14 protein-coding genes and 1 pseudogene are annotated in these 16,829 nt (G+C 60.7%); 7 read left to right on the forward strand and 8 right to left on the reverse strand.

The window, feature by feature from the left end:
* The first annotated feature begins 15 nt into the window (after nucleotides 1–15).
* Together PQB87_RS21855 and PQB87_RS21860 are read left to right on the forward strand one after the other, a co-directional pair.
* Nucleotides 16–372: a hypothetical protein gene (locus PQB87_RS21855; RefSeq protein WP_489244341.1), complete on the forward strand. Its 357-nt coding sequence runs from the start codon at nucleotides 16–18 to the stop codon at nucleotides 370–372.
* 345 nt (nucleotides 373–717) lie between these two features.
* Nucleotides 718–1,296, forward strand: a complete 579-nt coding sequence (locus tag PQB87_RS21860; protein WP_059686762.1) for an NnrU family protein — start codon at nucleotides 718–720, stop codon at nucleotides 1,294–1,296.
* A gap of 126 nt (nucleotides 1,297–1,422) precedes the next feature.
* Here the strand turns inward: PQB87_RS21860 and PQB87_RS21865 are convergent, their stop codons facing one another.
* Together PQB87_RS21865 and PQB87_RS21870 are read right to left on the reverse strand one after the other, a co-directional pair.
* A complete protein-coding gene (locus PQB87_RS21865; protein ID WP_489243783.1) occupies nucleotides 1,423–2,802 on the reverse strand; it encodes an amino acid permease in 1,380 nt (459 codons plus the stop codon).
* 287 nt (nucleotides 2,803–3,089) lie between these two features.
* On the reverse strand, nucleotides 3,090–3,827 hold the full coding sequence (locus PQB87_RS21870) for a sulfite exporter TauE/SafE family protein (protein WP_059686758.1): 738 nt from the start codon (nucleotides 3,825–3,827) through the stop codon (nucleotides 3,090–3,092).
* Nucleotides 3,828–4,160: 333 nt separating this feature from the next.
* Between PQB87_RS21870 and PQB87_RS21875 the strand changes: the two genes are divergently transcribed.
* Nucleotides 4,161–4,598 carry a hypothetical protein gene (locus PQB87_RS21875; protein WP_111939362.1) on the forward strand — a complete coding sequence of 146 codons (438 nt, stop codon included), beginning with the start codon at nucleotides 4,161–4,163 and terminating at the stop codon, nucleotides 4,596–4,598.
* 63 nt (nucleotides 4,599–4,661) lie between these two features.
* Here PQB87_RS21875 and PQB87_RS21880 read toward each other — a convergent pair whose 3' ends face one another.
* The 5 genes and pseudogenes from PQB87_RS21880 to PQB87_RS21900 all read right to left on the reverse strand — a co-directional run bounded on the left by PQB87_RS21880 (nucleotide 4,662) and on the right by PQB87_RS21900 (nucleotide 10,249).
* Nucleotides 4,662–5,336: a TetR family transcriptional regulator C-terminal domain-containing protein gene (locus PQB87_RS21880; RefSeq protein WP_111939420.1), complete on the reverse strand. Its 675-nt coding sequence runs from the start codon at nucleotides 5,334–5,336 to the stop codon at nucleotides 4,662–4,664.
* Between the two features lie 44 nt (nucleotides 5,337–5,380).
* A complete protein-coding gene (gene codA, locus PQB87_RS21885) occupies nucleotides 5,381–6,634 on the reverse strand; it encodes a cytosine deaminase (RefSeq protein WP_489243785.1) in 1,254 nt (417 codons plus the stop codon).
* 46 nt (nucleotides 6,635–6,680) lie between these two features.
* The gene (gene codB, locus PQB87_RS21890; RefSeq protein WP_059650142.1) at nucleotides 6,681–7,976 is read right to left on the reverse strand and encodes a cytosine permease; all 1,296 of its coding nucleotides are present in this window, start codon (nucleotides 7,974–7,976) and stop codon (nucleotides 6,681–6,683) included.
* A gap of 478 nt (nucleotides 7,977–8,454) precedes the next feature.
* Nucleotides 8,455–8,580 (reverse strand): annotated as a pseudogene (locus PQB87_RS21895) (IS30 family transposase); the annotation flags it as partial.
* A gap of 301 nt (nucleotides 8,581–8,881) precedes the next feature.
* The gene (locus tag PQB87_RS21900; protein ID WP_111939364.1) at nucleotides 8,882–10,249 is read right to left on the reverse strand and encodes a flavin monoamine oxidase family protein; all 1,368 of its coding nucleotides are present in this window, start codon (nucleotides 10,247–10,249) and stop codon (nucleotides 8,882–8,884) included.
* A 680-nt stretch (nucleotides 10,250–10,929) separates the two neighbouring features.
* On the opposite strand from PQB87_RS21900, the gene PQB87_RS21905 reads away from it, so the two are divergent.
* The 4 genes from PQB87_RS21905 to PQB87_RS21920 all read left to right on the forward strand — a co-directional run bounded on the left by PQB87_RS21905 (nucleotide 10,930) and on the right by PQB87_RS21920 (nucleotide 15,041).
* Complete coding sequence (locus tag PQB87_RS21905; protein WP_111939365.1) at nucleotides 10,930–12,378, forward strand: aldehyde dehydrogenase family protein; 1,449 nt, start codon at nucleotides 10,930–10,932, stop codon at nucleotides 12,376–12,378.
* 192 nt (nucleotides 12,379–12,570) lie between these two features.
* Nucleotides 12,571–13,071, forward strand: a complete 501-nt coding sequence (locus PQB87_RS21910; RefSeq protein WP_153489176.1) for a hypothetical protein — start codon at nucleotides 12,571–12,573, stop codon at nucleotides 13,069–13,071.
* Between the two features lie 318 nt (nucleotides 13,072–13,389).
* A complete protein-coding gene (locus PQB87_RS21915; RefSeq protein WP_226145451.1) occupies nucleotides 13,390–14,670 on the forward strand; it encodes an NAD(P)/FAD-dependent oxidoreductase in 1,281 nt (426 codons plus the stop codon).
* Between the two features lie 38 nt (nucleotides 14,671–14,708).
* Nucleotides 14,709–15,041 (forward strand): MDR/zinc-dependent alcohol dehydrogenase-like family protein, encoded by a 333-nt coding sequence (locus tag PQB87_RS21920; RefSeq protein WP_489243788.1) that lies wholly within the window; start codon nucleotides 14,709–14,711, stop codon nucleotides 15,039–15,041.
* Nucleotides 15,042–15,431: 390 nt separating this feature from the next.
* Here PQB87_RS21920 and PQB87_RS21925 read toward each other — a convergent pair whose 3' ends face one another.
* Nucleotides 15,432–16,097: a TetR/AcrR family transcriptional regulator gene (locus PQB87_RS21925; protein WP_048023289.1), complete on the reverse strand. Its 666-nt coding sequence runs from the start codon at nucleotides 16,095–16,097 to the stop codon at nucleotides 15,432–15,434.
* Nucleotides 16,098–16,829: the final 732 nt, after the last annotated feature.

The following is a 16,829-nucleotide window of genomic DNA, read 5'->3' on the forward strand; positions in this document are numbered from 1 at the left end:
TGCGCTGTTCGACTGGTGCCGCAGCGCGTATCGCGCGGCGCTGCTGGCGGGGCCGCCGAAGCGAAAGACGAGGGCGGCGGCGAAGCCGGTGCCGGAGGCGGAACCGGTGGTGAAGCGGGTGGCGAAAGCGACGGCGAAGCCGAAGCCGGTGGAGAAGTCTGCGGCAAAGCCGGCAGTGAAGCGGGCAACGAAACCGGTGACCAAGCCAGCGGCAAAGGCGACAGCGAAACCGGCGGCGAAACCGGCAGCGAAACCGGCAGCGAAACCGGCAGCGAAACCGGCAGCGAAACCGGCAGCGAAACCGGCAGCGAAACCGGCAGCGAAACCGACAGCGAAACCGACAGCGAAACCAGCAACGAAACCAGCAACTAAACCACCGGCGAAGCGCAAGCAAACCTGACGCCGGTCGAGCGAAGCGACACCTTCGCGAATTTCGCTTTCCTTTCTTTCGATCTCGAACGTGTCGGGGCGATTCGCGCGATGCGCGGCGCATGACGGGTGCCAGGCGGTGCGCCCGCGCAGGTGCGTAAGGTCATGCGGCTTGCCGCACCGCACATCCCCCGTGCTTCACAACGGCGGCCCCGGCGTTTATGATCGGCGCGGGTTGCACCCGTGACTGGCGCGACCCGCGCCGGCCTCGCCGCCGGCTCCAACGAACGGCGCATCGTATGCCGCGCGGGACGCTTCCCCACCCATCATTCCAGACGGAGACAACCGATGCTCGTCCTGATTCTCGGTTTAGCGATCTTCCTCGGTGTGCACTCGATCCGGATCGTCGCGGACGGCTGGCGGTCGGCGACGATCGAGCGAATCGGCGAGAAAGGCTGGAAGGGCCCCTATGCGATCGCATCGATCGTCGGCTTCGTGCTGATCGTCTGGGGTTACGGCATCGCGCGCCAGGGCGCGACGCTGCTGTGGGTGTCGCCGGTCGGTGTGCGCCACCTCACCGGCATGCTGACCGCGATCGCATTCGTGCTGATCGCCGCCTCCTACGTGCCCGGCAACCGTATCAAGACGCTCGTCGGCCATCCGATGGTGGCCGGCGTGGCGGTCTGGGCGATCGCGCACCTGCTCGCGAACGGCACGCTGCACGCCGTCGTGCTGTTCGGCGCCTTCTTCGTCTGGTCGCTCGTCGATTTCGTCGTGTGGCGCGCGCGTGACCGCCGCGAAGGCGTTCGTTATCCGGCGGGCAGGCTGTCGGGCGACGTCGTGGCGATCGTGGCCGGGCTCGTCGTCTGGGCCGTCTTCGTGCTGTTCCTGCACGGCTGGCTGATCGGCGTGCGGCCGTTCGGCTAAGCCGCCAGGCACTTGCGCGGCCGAGCGGCTGAAAAACTGAGCGGCCGAGCGGCCGAGAAGCCAGGCGGTTGAGCAACGGATTGGCCGAGCGGCGCCGGCCAGCGCGCCGCCCGCCGCTGGCAACGGTCAGCGCAGTTTCGCGCCGGCCGTTTCGCCGAGTTGGGCCGGCTTGCGGCGCAGGAAATACGCCGCGACGATCGCGAGCGCCGTCGATACCGTGAACCAGAACTGGAAGCGCGAATCCGGGTTGAATGCCTGCGAGCCGAGCACGGCGACCAGCGCCAGCAGCGCGACCCAGTTCGACACCGGATAGAACCACGCGCGGAACGCCGTCGGGTCGCGTCGCTCGTGCTTCGTCTGCCGGCGCATCGCGAAGTGCGCGACGATGATGAAGATCCACACGATCATCACGAACGCGCCGCTGCTTTTCGCGAGCATCAGGAACAGGTCGCCGCCGCTCACGAAGTGAACGCCGAGGATCGACACGCAGATCGCGAGGCACAGCACGAGCGCGTTCATCGGCACGCCTTTCGCGTTGGTACGGCCGACCATCGCGGGCGCGTGACCGCGCTGGCTGAGCGAGAACAGCATGCGCGAGTTCGAGAACAGGAACGAGTTCATCACCGACATGAACGACACGAACAGCACGATCTTCATCGCGACGGCCGCGCCCGTGAAGCCCGCCATGCCGAACAGCGACACGTACGGCGATTTCAGGTTGGCCTTGTCCGTCCACGGCATGCACAGGATCAGGATCGACACCGAGCCGACGTAGAACACCATCACGCGCACGATCACGCTCTTGATCGCGCGGATCACGTTCTTGCCCGGGTTCTCGGATTCGCCCGCCGCCACGGCCGCGATTTCGCTGCCGCCGAGCGAGAAGATCACGACCATCACGCCGGCAAGCACGGGCGAAATGCCGTTCGGCATGAAGCCGCCGTGATCCGTGAGGTTCACGAGCCCGGGCGCCGGAATGCGCGGCTGGAAGCCGAGCAGGATCGATGCGCCGAGCGCCATGAACACGATGATCGTCGCGACCTTCGCGAACGACAGCCAGTATTCCGCTTCGCCGAACGAGCGCACCGAGTACGCGTTGCTCGCGATCAGCGTCACGAGCATGAACAGCGCGCCGGCCCACACGGGCAGCCACGGCAGGAAATCGTTGAGGATCGCGCCGAGCAGGATCGCCTCGACGGTGATCGTCATCATCGACTTGAACCAGTACAGCCAGCCGACCGCGAAGCCGGCCCATTCGCCGAGATAGCTGCTCGCGTAGGTGGAGAACGAGCCGCTGTCGGGATTGCGGGACGCCATTTCGCCGAGCATGAACATGACGAGCGTGACGATCACGCCGCCGATCAGGTACGACAGGATCGCCGCGGGGCCGGCGGTCGCGATGATGGCGCCGGAGCCGACGAACAGGCCTGCGCCGATCACGCCGCCAAGCGCGATCATCGTGATGTGCCGTTGCTTGAGGCTTTGCCTCAAAGAATTGTCCTGCATCTCCTACCTCTAGTTATTGTTGGCCGGGAACGCATCGGGCAGCGGCGGCAACGTTCTGCCGCCGCGGGGGCGCCGATGTCGGGGGAGCGTGTGTGACGCGATGTGCCGGGCCGCCGGCGGTGAGTCGGAATGGCGGCCGCGAAGTGCCGGTCGGTGCCCGCGAGAGGGCGATGACGACGGCAACCCGGATTGTGGGCGGACACCGCCGTCACCGCAAACGAGATATGAGAAAGACGTCTTGCGGTTTGCTCATCAATTGCCGTGGCGGCGACAAGCGTGTGCGTGTGTCAGATCGGCTTGACGAACAATCCGATGGTCAGCAATGCGCCGATGCAGACGATCCCGATCCGCAGCACGCGTTCGTTCACGCGATGCAGCGCCCACGTGCCGAGCAGCCCGCCGACGATCGCGCCGCCGCCGAGCGCGAGCGCCTTGCCCCAGTGCAGGTGCGGCGACGTCAGGAACAGCACGACGGCCGATGCGTTCATCACGCCCGCGAGCGCGTTCTTCGTCGACATCGCGTGACGCGGCGACAGGCCGGCCATCGTCAGCACGGCCATCATCAGGAAGCCGAGCCCGCCGCCGAAGTAGCCGCCGTAGATCGCGATCATGAATTGCGAGAGCGCGGCCGGGACGGTGCCGAGATGGGCCGTGCCTTCGCCCGGCTTGCGGAAGAAGCTGCCCCACGCGAATACGATCGTCGCGAACAGCACGAGCCACGGCACGAGGCGCGAGAAGATCGACGAAGGGGTCTTCAGCAACAGCAGCCCGCCGAGCGCGCCGCCGACCACGCTGATCGCGAACATCGCCCGAAACGACAGCTTGCCGACGCCGCGCACCATGTTGCGGCTCGCCCAGCCGGTCGTGACCTGAGCGGGAAACAGCGCGACCGTCGACGTGATGTTTGCCGAGAGCGGCGACATGCCCGACACGATCAGCGCGGGCAGTGTGACGAACGAGCCGCCGCCCGCGAGGGTGTTCTGCAGTCCGGCCCACAGGCCGGCGAGGATGACGAGAGCGAGCATGGGCGCGGGAACGGGGAGGTGGCTGGAGGCCCGCTTGCCGGAAGCGGGCAGGCGCGGCGGACGCTCGATGGTAATGCAGGATCGCGGACGCAGGAAGGCAGGCGGGGCGTTCTGCGCGATGCGGTGCAGGTCGTGGTGTGTCGACGCGCTGTTGCGCGGCCCGTCGATGGCGGCCGCGCCGATTGCAATCCCGGCGGCGACACCCGGACGACGCATGTCCGCTCACGTGGAGATCGTCATGGAAAGCCGGATTTAACGCTTCATTACGATAGGTTTACCGGAAAGGTGCTAAATTCGCGCATCGATATCTCGAAAAGTGGCGAGGGCAGACAGATGCTGAAGAAATGGGCTGGAATGGCAGCGATGGTCGGCGCGATGGTGGCGGTCTCGGCGCCTGCCGTGGCGGGCGACACGAACAACGCACTGGGCGGCGCGCTCGGCGGTGTCGCGGGCGCGGCGGTCGGTAACGCGGTCGGCGGGAGCACGGGCGCGATCATCGGCGGGGCCGTGGGCGGCGGCGCAGGCGGCGCGGTGACGTCGAACAAGCGCGAACGCACGGGCGCCATCGTCGGCGGCGCACTGGGCGGCGGCGCGGGCACCGCGGCGGGCCACGCGATGGGCGGCACGACCGGCGGGCTCGTGGGCGCGGCCGTGGGCGGTGGCGCGGGGGCGGCGCTGGGCGGCCACGTGTCGCGCAACAACTCGCGCTCCGACGATTACTACCGCGGCGGCAAGCACAAGAAAAAGAAGCACCACAAGCACAACGACTGACCGGCGGTTCCCGGCGGCCTCCGATGGCGCCGGGTTACCGTGCGCGAACGGCAACGGCGGCGCTCAGGCCACCGTTCCGTTTTCGGTGATCAGCGCCCTGAGCACCAGGTCCGAGATCGTGCGATAGGCCGCGTCGAAATCGTCGCTCCCCAGCGCGCGCTTGCCGAGCACCAGCAGCATCTGCGACGCGAAATCCGCATACGACTGCGTCGCTGCCCAGATCAGGAAGAACAGGTGCTCGGCATCGACCTGCCGGACCTTGCCTTCGTCGATCCAGCGTTCGAGCACCCGGATGTCGTCCCGCAGCACCGGGATCAGTTGCTTGCGGATCTCCTTTCCGTAGGTCTTCGCGCCGCCGATGATCTCCAGCGCGAACACCCGCGATCCATGCGGGCGGTTCCGGGAAAATTCGAGCTTGGCGCGGATATAGGCCGACATCGCTTCCGCCGGCTCGCGCTCGGGCGCCGCGAACTCCCGCATCCTGCCGAGCCAGTCCCGCAGGACGTCGTCCAGCACGCGTCTGTAGAGCGCCAGCTTCGTCGGGAAGTAATACATCAGGTTCTGCTTCGACAGGCCGGCCGCCGCCGCGATCGCCGCAACGGAACTCCCTTCGAATCCATACGTGGAAAACGACTCCTCGGCGGCGGCGAGAATGGCCGCCTCGAGGGTATCGCGCAGCGCTTCCCGCCGGCCGGGTGGCCGGTCAGGCGGCTCTGCGGTCGGCGCGGACGGGTTCATCGCTCGATCTTCCACCGGCATGTCGGGCCGGAGCCGCCGTCCGCTCAACGCGCGTTCGCTTCGGGATAGGTGATGTGTTCCGGCGCGCGCTGCATGATGACCTTCCCGCCGCGCAGCGACGTACGCACCCTGGCCTGCTTGCGAATCACTTCGTAGTCGCTATCGGCGTCGAGGATCAGCAGATTGGCCGGCCGCCCGACGGCGAGGCCGTACCGGTCGGCGAGGGACATCGCGTTCGCGCTGTGCTCGGTGACGAAATCGAGGCACCGCTGCAGGTCTTCGTATCCGAGCATGTGGCACACGTGCAGGCCCACGTCGAGAATGCGCAGGATGTTGCCGTTGCCGACGGGGTACCACGGGTCCTTGATCGAATCCTGCCCGAAGCACACGTTGATGCCGGCGCGATCGAGCTCCGCCACACGCGTGATGCCGCGCCGTTTCGGGTAGGTGTCGAAACGCCCCTGCAGGTGGATGCTTTCGGTCGGACACGAAATGAAATGAATCTCCGAGCGCTTCAGCAGCCGGAACAGCTTCGAGCAATAAGCGTTGTCGTAGGAACCCATCGCGGTCGTGTGGCTCGCGGTGACGCGCTTGCCCATCCCGCGTACCCGCGCTTCCTCGGCGAGCACTTCCAGGAAGCGTGATTGCGGATCGTCGGTTTCGTCGCAATGGACGTCGACGAGGCAGCCCTTGCGCTCCGCGAGATCCATCAGGAACTTGATGGAGCTCACGCCCTGGTCGCGCGTGTTCTCGAAATGCGGAATGCCGCCGACGACGTCGGCGCCCATGTCGATCGCGCGCTCCATCAACGCGCGGCCGTTGTCGAACGATTCGATGCCTTCCTGCGGAAACGCGACGATCTGCAGGTCGATGAGATCGCGTGCCTCTTCCCTGACTTCGACCATCGCCTTCAACGCGGCGAGCGTGGGATCGGTGACGTCCACATGCGTGCGCACGTGCTGGATGCCGTTGTCGCGCAGCATCCCGATCGTCGTGTGCGCGCGGGCTTTCGTATCGTCGTGCGTGATCGTGGCCTTGCGCTGGCCCCATCGCTCGATGCCTTCGAACAGCGTGCCGCTCATGTTCCATTCGGGTTCGCCGGCGGTCAGCGTCGCATCGAGATGGATATGCGGCTCGACCAGCGGCGGGATGACGAGATTGCTGCCGGCATCGATGACGTCGTTCCCTTGCGGCGTCAGCGGCGACGACTGGAGGTCGATCGCACGGATCGTGTCCGCATCGAGGTCGATCGTGAAGAGGCCGCTACGGCCGCGCAATCTGGCGTTGATGATCTTCATGTGGGTTCCTGTCGTTCGAGTGGGGCCGGAAGGGCGCGCAGCGGAATCATTCGCCCTGGACGGACGGCTCGCGCGAGAACGCGCGGGCAACCTGCAGCAGCACGATATACGCGGCGGCGGACGCCGCGATGCCGACGATCGGCGCGATCCACGGCGAGGTGTAGGCGAGTATCGCACCGATCGCATAGGCGGCCAGGCCGACCAGGTTGAAGCGCGGCAGGCGGGCGGTCGCAAGCGACGGGTAGGTGCCGCGATGGCGGTACCAGTAGTCCGCCATGATCACGCCGCCGACGGGCGGAATGATCGAGCCGAGCAGCACGAGGAACGGAATCAGCAGCTCGTACATCCCGCCGACCGCGAGCACGATGCCGATCGCCGCGCCCACGAGGACGAGCGTGCGGCGCCGTTCGGTGCGCAGCAGGTGGCAGCCGGCGGCCGCCACGTTGTACATCGTCGGCCCCTGGATGGTCCAGAGATTCAGGCACAGCATCACGACCGCCGCGATCGACAGGCCCTGCAGCATCATCACCTCGACGATGTCGGCCTGCTGATAGACGATCGCGCAGTACGCGCCCGCGACGATCATCAGGCCGTTGCCCGCGAAGAACCCGATCATGCTGGCCGACACGGCGCTGCGCGCGCTGCGGGCGAGGCGCGTCCAGTTGGTCGCCTGCGTGGCGCCGCTCGCGAAGGTGCCGATGACCATCGTCACCGCGGCCGAGAACTGCATCGGATGCGTCGGCACGACGTGCTTGAGGCCGGCCCACCCGCCGATATCGCGGGTGGCGATCCACATCGACGTCATCAGCAGCACGAACATCAACGGCACGGACACGCGCGACAGCACGTCCATGCCGCGATAGCCGATGATGGCCGTGATCGAGAAGCCGAAGCCGAACAGGATCATCAACGGCGTGGTCACCGACGCGGGCCAGCCGAGCAGCTTGACCAGCACGATGGCGACCGTCGCGGTGCCCCACGCGTACCAGCCGAGTTCCGCGAAGCCGAGCAGGAAATCGGACAGCTTGCTGCCGACTTCGCCGAAGCAGAAGCGCCCCATCAGCACCGCGTTCAGGCCGCTGCGCGCGGCGATCAGCGCAAGCGACGCCGCATAGGCGGCGAGCAGCAGGTTACCGATCACGGCGATCTGGATCATGCTGACGACATCGAAGGCGACGCCGATCTTGCCGCCGGCGAACATCGTCCCGGTGAAGAACGTGAAGCTCAGCAGCACCATCGTGATCGATAGAAAGCCGGTGCGTTTCTCGAGCGGGACTTCGCTCAGCGCGAATTCCCCGTGGTTCGACCCGGCAGTCGGGCGTGCATCCTGGTTCGTGGGCATCTCGTCTTCCGTGAGCGATCGGGTTGTGGGCCGAAGGAGGTTGCGGAAGCCCGTGCACGGGCAGCGGACGGGCTGTTTCTGTTTCTGTTTCAGCGCGTCATTCTCTCTGGCCAAAATTTTTACAAGCGTAAAAATTTGGTGTGCGCGCGGCGGTCGGGAAAGCGCGCTGCGGTTGATCGCCCGGGCGCGCTGGGGGAGTTGTGACTGCGGGAACCGGCTTATCCGGGATTGACGTGACCCGCGTATCGATCGGGGCGAGGCCCCGATCCCGACGAATCGCTGGATTCGACCACGAAAGAACGTGGCCTCGATTCGTCAGGCCGTTCACCGAGGCCGTTCTCCAAGATTGAAATGGCCCGAAGCAATCAGGCAGGTCAGTCACGGTTTTCTTGAGGGCATTGGCCATCGTGACAGCCCCATAGCCGGCCAGCGCGGGGCCATTCTTCGTCCTGGGAACCAGCCCGTAGCCTTCCTCGCGAGGCTGGTGGATGAGCATGGTCAATCGGCTTGATCGCTCGACCAGCGTTCCGATCGCAGACCGGTTCAAGCCGATGATCAGTTTGTTTTCCCAATGTCCGGGTACAGCACGATCTTGAGCTTCCGCCGCAGCCTCGGGACGGGGAAGTCCCTTTCATTCGGATAGGTCCGACTCAGTCTCGATGACCCATCGATACAACCATTGACGCTGCACAACCAGCCCCCGCTCGGCCCCTTCGTCAAATTCCCGCCGACCTCCGGTCGGCGGTCAATCACCAGCCTGCTTCGTAGGTTCTGTTTCTCTGCCATCACGGCCTGACTGCAAATGTCCACAGGGACACTTAGCATCTGACTTTCTACCTGCCATTGGTAGGCCGTCGTTGATTGACGGCTTACGGTCGGTCGGCAACGGGCAAGTACAAAGCCATCTAGCGCAACAAATCCATTACCTCATTGGCCGCCCGGATCCCGGACTCTAATGCTCCTTCGAAATAGCCAATACATTCCGTCGCTGTTTCAGTGCCTGCCCAATGAATGCGTCCGAACGGCTCGCGAATGCTGCTCCCGTATGAGGTTAGCACGCCGGGCGGCATGTGGGATGCGTATCCGCCGAGCGCCCATTCATCCGTCGTCCAGTCATAGTCTGCATAGTCGAGTGGCGCCGCCGCTTCGTCACCAAAATAATGCACCAGATCGGCGACGATATGCTCGCGGCGCGCTTCCTGGCTCAGTCCGCTCAGTTCAAGTGCGTGATTTCCTTCGATTAGACCGACCAGCACGCCGATGCTTTCGTCTTCCGGCGACTGATCGAATACAAAGCCAAGATGATGGCCGACGCTGGCAACCGAGCCATTAAGCCCGTGACGGCGCCAGAAGGGGGTGGGATAGGCTACGTGCATCTTAATGACGGCTCCCATCTGCATTCTTTGCAAAAGTCCCGCGCGCTTAACGGGCAGCGGCGGTACGAAACGAATGCGGGATGCAAGCGGGGGAGGGGCAGTGACGATCGCGTACGAGGCTTCGAAAGCGCCTTGTGCACATGTTACGCGCACGCCGTTGGCATTTTGCTCGATAGCGCTCACGGCCGCATTCAGCACGATGCACCCGTCCAGACGCTCTGCCATCCTTTTCGGGATCTGCCAGGCGCCGCCAAGGAACTTGTCCTGCTGAGCGCCGCCTTCGACCGCCATCATCGCTTCCAGGCCACCGCCCTGTCGCAGGCATTCCAAGAAGAACAGATAAGAGACGTGAAGGGACTCCGTGCAAGTGATCGCGCTTGTGACAAGGCGTGCAAAGTCACGAGCAGCGGTAGTATCAACATGCTTGTCGAGCCACACCTCGATAGACATCGCATCCCATTCGAGCGCGTTCTCTGCCAACCACGGCGCGCCGACGGGAAGAGTCTGCATGTCGCGCTTCCAGCGGTGCAAGGTGAGACCAAGTTCCAAGGTGGATAAAAAAGGAAGCTTCGGCGTGCTCGAGTAGGCATGAACCTTGCCGTCAATATTTACAAGGCTGTTACCGCTCGTATATTGACGGTACATTGGTACGTCAAGTTCGATTGCCTGCTGACGCAGCAGGTTTTGTGACGCGCCGACCCATTGCCCACCGAAGTCGACCGTTTGCCCCCCAACCTCTCCCGGCATTGACCGCCCTCCGATTCTGTCGCGCGCCTCGAGAATCAGAACCCGCTTCCCGGCATTCTTCAGCTCGAGCGCGGCTTTCATTCCTGAGAGGCCCGCCCCAATAATGAGCACATCTGATTTTTGGTTTGCCACATCATCGATCGTTGTCATAGTGCGCCCCTCTTGGTCACATTTTTTGCTGCGCTCGATCACGACATGCCCTTCGTCCAGCGCAGCCTACTTCAAGAAAACTCTCATCCCGCTGTCGATCCGCCCGTGACGCCGATGGTGCTCATGGCGTTTCGTGGGCTGGCGACCGAGCACGAGTTGCCACGTGGCGCCTGGGGCGATTGCTACCCAAGATGCCGGAACGTATTGTTATAGGTCATAAGACCAATTTTCGCAAGTTATCTGACGATATCTGACGATATGTCGCAGGGGCGTCAACCAAACAGTATGCGCTCGTCCTCTGCCTTCGAAACCGGTGTTCGACCGGTGTGGTGATGCATTACATCAGGCATGCAAAATATCAGACAATTTGCCTGGAAACCCGTTTTTCCCCGCTAGATCAACCAAATTTCGGCTACGTCGATCAACTGACGATACCCCATCCGACCTTGAGGTTGGATGGCGTTTTGCGCACCGCAGCAGCATTGTGCGTTGCACGTCCTCAAGTTTTGTTGTATAACGCGTTTTAGGTCGAGTGACATATTTGTGTGTCCGGAACACGATGAATGCCGGTCCGCATGGGCACGGCGCGTGTCATTTACCGAGTTGTCGCAGAGTCGCGGCCCGAGTGACGGCGGATGATCATGGGCGCATCCGGCATCTCATTTTGAAAGGAAACTACCATGGCGTACGAAAAGGCCGAGTTGGAACACATTCTCAACGTTCAGCGTGCGGCATTCCTTGCCGAGGGGGAGGCTTCCGCAGCGGTACGAAGGTCGCGCGTAGCGCGGCTCGCGATCGCAATTCTTTCCAACTTCGATGCGATTGCGCAGGCTCTCAGTACAGACTACGGCAACCGTCCGCCCGAACTGACCAAGGCGCTCGAAGCGTTGCCGTGGTCCGAAGACATTCTCCATACGCTCGACAACCTCGAGAAGTGGATGGAGCCTGAGGAAATTCCGGGGGGATTCATTCAGCAAAAGCCCAAGGGCGTCGTCGGCGTCATGGGGGCATGGAATTTCCCGCTGACGCTAACATTCGAGCCGGCGCTGAGCGCGCTCGCCGCCGGCAATCGCGTCATGATGAATTTTCCGGAGTATCAGGTTCATACCGGACGCCTGCTGGCAGATATTGTCTCGAGCACGTTCGATGAGGCTGAGGTAGCCTTCATTCACGGAGACCTGTCGACGTCACAGTCCTTCTCAGGGTTGCGATTCGATCACCTGTTTTTCACCGGCTCCCCCAAGATCGGATCAATCGTCGCCCAGGAGGCCGCAAAGAACCTCGTTCCTGTTACAACGGAACTTGGCGGAAAGAATCCGGTTGTCGTGGCGCCTGATGCCGACTTGGATTTGGCCGTCAGCCGAATTGCTGCCACGCGTGTCGTGAACGGTGGGCAGGTTTGCCTTTGCCCGGACTATGTTTGGGTACCCAAAGGCATCGTGACGGAGTTCGTTTCCAAGCTTATCGCCGAATACAACTATATATTTCCCACCTATCTGGAGAATCCCGCGGTTGTTTCCGTTGTGAACGAGCGAAATTTCGATCGTATCGTTGGCCTCGTGGATGATGCGGTCGCGAAGGGCGCAAAAAAGTATATTGCGGCGCCTGAAAGTGAAGCCGAGCGGTTGCCTAATCGTACGGCGCGAAGAATTCCGCCGACTATCTTGGTCGATGTGCCTGAGTCGGCAGAGATTTCCGATGAGGAAGTATTCGGCCCCGTGCTTGTCGTATACGGTTACGACGACACGCAGGAGGCTATCGATTACATCACGGCACGTCCCGCGCCACTTGCCGCTTACTGGTACGGCGAGGATGGTGAAGACTTCCGGCGTTTCCTGGAAAGCACGACGAGTGGCGGGGTCACGCGGAATGATGGATTGCTGCATGCACTGCTGCCGGGGGCGCCGTTCGGTGGAATCGGCAACTCTGGCTCCGGCGCCTATCACGGCAAGGCCGGATTCGATACATTCACGCACCGTCGCTCAGTGGCCGCGGTCACCCGTCCTGACGGAGTCGCAAATCCGCTGGTTGGCGGATCGCTAGTTTCGGAGCAAATGCGAGGTTATCTCGACGGGGCGATTGCGTCCGCCATCGAAGCGTTCGAGGCCAGGCTGCCCGATACGAAATAAATCAGGTGTGTCGCGATGTCGGATCGCGACACACGTATATTTTGCTTCGATTTTACTCTTCACATCCTGAAAAATGGTGAATGTTTATTCGTGAGCGCCGTGCAAATCTTTTAAAATAGAAATCCGGTATTTCGAGGGCACTCACGACGAAACTGTTTCCTCGCCAGACATAAATCGCATGAGGTAATTGTAATGTGGCCTTCCAGTGAGTTTTTAGATGGATTTGATGGCGAAATCCAAAATAGGGCGTTTGCACTTCGCGCTATTGGGCGTCTTTCAAATCGTCTTGACGGCGATCCGCGCCAGCCACTCTGGGCAGCCTATCTGAAGTTGGAGGAGTTCAATGAGCCAATCTATCATGAAGCAGCAGCCCGATGGGCGATGGATGTGACTCCGAGAACCGGGACATTGATTAAGGCATGGATACTCGGCTCTGTTCCGAAATTTCTTTTAAGACCATTCTTGAAACTCGTCTATTCAAAAACGGTAAAATATTGCGATGAACTTCGCAAGATAAGAAGTATCGGGCCATTAAGCGCCAAAGAATTCCTTGATTACATGGTTGATCAGGAGGATTTCCAGATCGAAATGATGCGGCTCTCACTCGATGGCAAAGATGTTGTTCTGGCCCGGAAAATTGATTCGTTCATCGCAACGTACGATCAGAAATTCAAAGTCAGCCAACATGGCTAAAAGTCGACACATTTGACGCACCAGGGCTGCGACAGAGGTTCTGAGTTGTTGCTGCGATGACAAAGCGATCACTCCGACATCTGGGGCATACATCTCGCAATATACTCGCTCGCCGCTCGATGGCGCCTGAGCTCGACCATGCGCCGCATACGTTATCGGGCAACCATTTCGCTCCAACACCTGAGCAGAAGAAACTGGTTGATCCGGAATCCGATCCCGTCACGCGAAAACTCCGCTATGTCACCTGATCAAGAATCACTTCTTCAAAACCGGTCTTTTTGGCAGTATGCCTATGGAGCGTATTTGCCCAATCCCCCCTTGACGGAAGATCTCAAGGTTGACGTCGCGATCGTCGGGGGCGGCTTCACGGGGTTGAACACGGCATGGCAGTTCAAGAAAGACAACCCCAATACACGCGTAGTCGTGCTTGAAGCCGCGATTGTCGGCTTCGGCTCCAGCGGTCGCAACGCAGGCTTCAGTACCAAAATGTTCGGCCTTGAGCCCGAAATGGTCTTGCTGCGCTGGGGTAAGCAGAAGATGGTTGACGCCCATCGCTATTTGCAGCTCGCGGTCGAGCACACCAGATGCCTGATCGCGGAGCACAATCTTCAGTCGGACTACTGTCACGCTGGGCTGGTTCGTGCCACGTATACGAAGCAGCAGCTGGGCAGAATGCAAAAGACCTTTGAGCTATTCCAGCAGTTGGGCATCGACGACGACATGGTGTGGCGGAGCGCAGAGCAATTTCAGCAGGACTTCCACTCCGAGCGCTTTGCCGGCGGCATTTACGAATCGGGAACCGGATACCTCAATCCGTGCAAGCAGGTCCGATCCCTCAAGAGCCTGGCGGAATCAGTCGGTATATCTGTTTACGAAACGACCCAGGTCACAAATATCGAAAGGATGCCATCTGCAATAGTTGTCAGCACACCGAATGGAAAGATCACGGCGGACAAGCTGGTCATTGCGACAAACGCATACACCCGAGATATCCCCGGCCCGAAAAGGGTCCGCTCACGCCAGTATCCACTCTGGACCTACCAGGTCGTCACTGAACCTTTGAGCGAAGCCCAATGGAACAGCATCGGCTGGACCGAACGGCAATCCTTTGGCGATAACCGACAGATGCTGCACTACTTCAGACCGACGGCGGACGGTCGGATCATAATGGGCGGTGGCGATGCGATCACGTACAGGACAGGGGCATTGAAAGAGGTTTCCGCGCCAGCGGCGTGGCAGCATTGCGAAGATCATCTCAAATGGATCTACCCTCAGCTCAAGAACACGCGCATCGACTATCGTTGGGGCGGCCCTGTCTCGGTAACCGCAGACATGGCCCCCGAAATCAGCTTCATCGAAGACGAGCGCATCATCTACTCGGGCGGATGTTTTGGTCACGGTGTTGCGCTGACGCATCTCAATGGCCGAACCATCGCCGACCTGCTTGCCGGGACGCAATCGGAACTGACGGATTTCTGGATCGTGAACCGAAAGTCGTTGTCGATGACGAGCGACACACTCTCTTATCTCGGGGGCAGGGTGGCTCGCCAGGCACTAAAGTCTTGGGATTGGTGGGAGGAGAAAGGTCTTAAAAGGTGACGTCGGAGGGTGGTGGTCTCTTGGGCGGTGCATGAGCATTGACGACCAATACGGCTGATCGTAAAGCGCTATACCTAACATGGCAGCGACAGCTATTATTGATTGGTTTAACTGGTGGCGAATTGCCTTTATCGCTGCCACTATTGCCGCTCAAGCTAATCTCGATCGAAGGATGTTATATCGAGAGTTTGAACGAACTTCGCGAACTTGTAGAACTGGCTCGCCGTAGCAATCTTCCACCATTGCCGACATATTGCCGATCACTTCATGAGGCGGAGGCCTCGCTAGCGGATCACGAAGCTGGTCGAGTGATTGGTCGGGTCATTCTCGTTCCAGAAGTGGATGAGCCGAAGTTGGCTTTCCGGGTCTGAATTCGACTTGGCGATATTAATCGAATGGCGATCCCTAATTTTCCGAAATTTTCTTGGAATAAGTGCTGGGAAATCGATTATAAATCGCCACAAAAAGATCTCGTGACGCTATTTAGTTTGAAGCATCGTACTTACAGTCTCGGTGTGCTGCCCAACTTCGTTGCCACCTGAAAAACTGGACGCGTTTTTGGCAAATCGTTCGACCTTTGAGGAGTCGCATTAAATGCATCGATCGGGCCGGCATTGCTGGTGCGGCACAGTCTATTGAGTGGTTGCGCGATCCTGAGCCTCGCTTCAACCTACCCGCCGGGGCACCCAAGCGGGTGTGTGAAAAATTTCCATACTCTACCCCTTTGAGATTTGGCCGTATGTGTAGTGCTTTGAGCCCCCTCATGGCATGGAAGCGACTGTGATAATCGCTTTCACGGCCTCATCCTCGATACCTTTTATATCCGACGGGAAGCGATTGCGCTGAGGGATCAATACCAATAACCCTTCGATTTGCCCCGCAATAAGCGCAGCACGGCGCGCAAGCACATTTGGCGATAACTGCGGATTGACGGCCGCTACGAATCCACTAATCATACGGCGCTGGAACAGATACGCGTCTTCCATGCTCTTTCGCGCAAATTCCTGCATTTGCGCGAGCGCCCAGAAATTGACAAAGAGGCTTTGGGTTCGGGGCTGTTTGCCGTCTTCGATGAGCAAGCGGACAAGCTTCTCCAATCGTTGCTCGGGGCTGAGCGAAGCATCAATGCGAATGCTTTCATAGTTTCCCGAGTATTCTGCGATGGTCTCGGTAATGATCGCCGCAAAAAGATCTTCACGCGTCGGGAAGTAGTGCTGCAAATTCGATAGCGCCAAGCCCGCGCTGGTCGCCACCTTTCGCATGCTAAGCCCACCGTAACCCTCGGCCGCGAAAATCTCGATGGCACTCGCAAGGATGCGAGCAACCGTGTTCCGGCCACGGCCCGTCAACACACGTTTCGTGCCGGCGGCTTGTGGCTCAATGGACACATCCTGGTTGCGATTTTTTTGGGCACTTTCGTCTTTCATCGGTCTCACGGCTATTGGGTTAGCTTCCTGGTTTGAACGGCAAGCGTATTCTTCGGGTCGAAACAGTCAAATACAGGTCGCGTGACCTCATTCGTGCAGCGGTGGCTTGGCAAACTTTCGTTGTCTAACGCCGGGTAGAGGCGACGTGAGCCAGGGGCCACAACTTGCGCCGGAACGAAGGCATGCAGCAAGACCACATTGTAGGCTTGGCGTTCATGTTTCGCGTGCAAAAAGCAATTGTGGATCATTGTGCCGCGGTCGGGCGTGTGCCACCGAGGCCGTGTCGATAGGCTCTTGTCCTTCCTGATGGCGCATCACAGATCTGTGTTCCGTGCGCCCATCTTTCCCTTAAAAGCTCATTTTTAGGTCTTAACGACTAAATTCAGCGCGCACGACCATATCGTCGAATCGTCGCGGGAGCTGGGCGCGTGCTCGCAGGCATGAAGTTTGAGGGGGCACTTGCAGTCAAATTTTAGTCAATGAAATCAATGGCTAACTCTACCTCTCGCTCCCCGTTCGCTGTACTTCCACAACGGGCAAGGGTTTAGCCTTAGTTGCGACCAAAAAGTCCGCTGTGTATAACGTCGAATAGGTCATGCGACCCATTTGCGATCGAGCGACGAGCAATCAGCCGGGTAAGAGCGGCATACCTTCATGCGGAGTCCAGAACCCCCAGTGGCATCGCCTGGTGTCTTCCGGAAGCCCCGCCCAAAGCGGGCCTGCGCCGATCGC

It is taken from the genome of Burkholderia sp. KL41 (assembly GCF_057005415.2).

Bases quoted from the DNA above. Each gene is read 5' to 3' on its own strand.
- PQB87_RS21860 (WP_059686762.1), top strand. From the start codon at position 718: ATGCTCGTCCTGATTCTCGGTTTAGCGATCTTCCTCGGTGTGCACTCG.
- PQB87_RS21910 (WP_153489176.1), top strand. From the start codon at position 12,571: ATGTGGCCTTCCAGTGAGTTTTTAGATGGATTTGATGGCGAAATCCAA.
- PQB87_RS21875 (WP_111939362.1), top strand. From the start codon at position 4,161: ATGCTGAAGAAATGGGCTGGAATGGCAGCGATGGTCGGCGCGATGGTG.
- PQB87_RS21870 (WP_059686758.1), bottom strand. From the start codon at position 3,827: ATGCTCGCTCTCGTCATCCTCGCCGGCCTGTGGGCCGGACTGCAGAAC.
- PQB87_RS21925 (WP_048023289.1), bottom strand. From the start codon at position 16,097: ATGAAAGACGAAAGTGCCCAAAAAAATCGCAACCAGGATGTGTCCATT.
- codA (WP_489243785.1), bottom strand. From the start codon at position 6,634: ATGAAGATCATCAACGCCAGATTGCGCGGCCGTAGCGGCCTCTTCACG.
- PQB87_RS21880 (WP_111939420.1), bottom strand. From the start codon at position 5,336: ATGAACCCGTCCGCGCCGACCGCAGAGCCGCCTGACCGGCCACCCGGC.
- PQB87_RS21865 (WP_489243783.1), bottom strand. From the start codon at position 2,802: ATGCAGGACAATTCTTTGAGGCAAAGCCTCAAGCAACGGCACATCACG.
- PQB87_RS21900 (WP_111939364.1), bottom strand. From the start codon at position 10,249: ATGACAACGATCGATGATGTGGCAAACCAAAAATCAGATGTGCTCATT.
- codB (WP_059650142.1), bottom strand. From the start codon at position 7,976: ATGCCCACGAACCAGGATGCACGCCCGACTGCCGGGTCGAACCACGGG.
- PQB87_RS21905 (WP_111939365.1), top strand. From the start codon at position 10,930: ATGGCGTACGAAAAGGCCGAGTTGGAACACATTCTCAACGTTCAGCGT.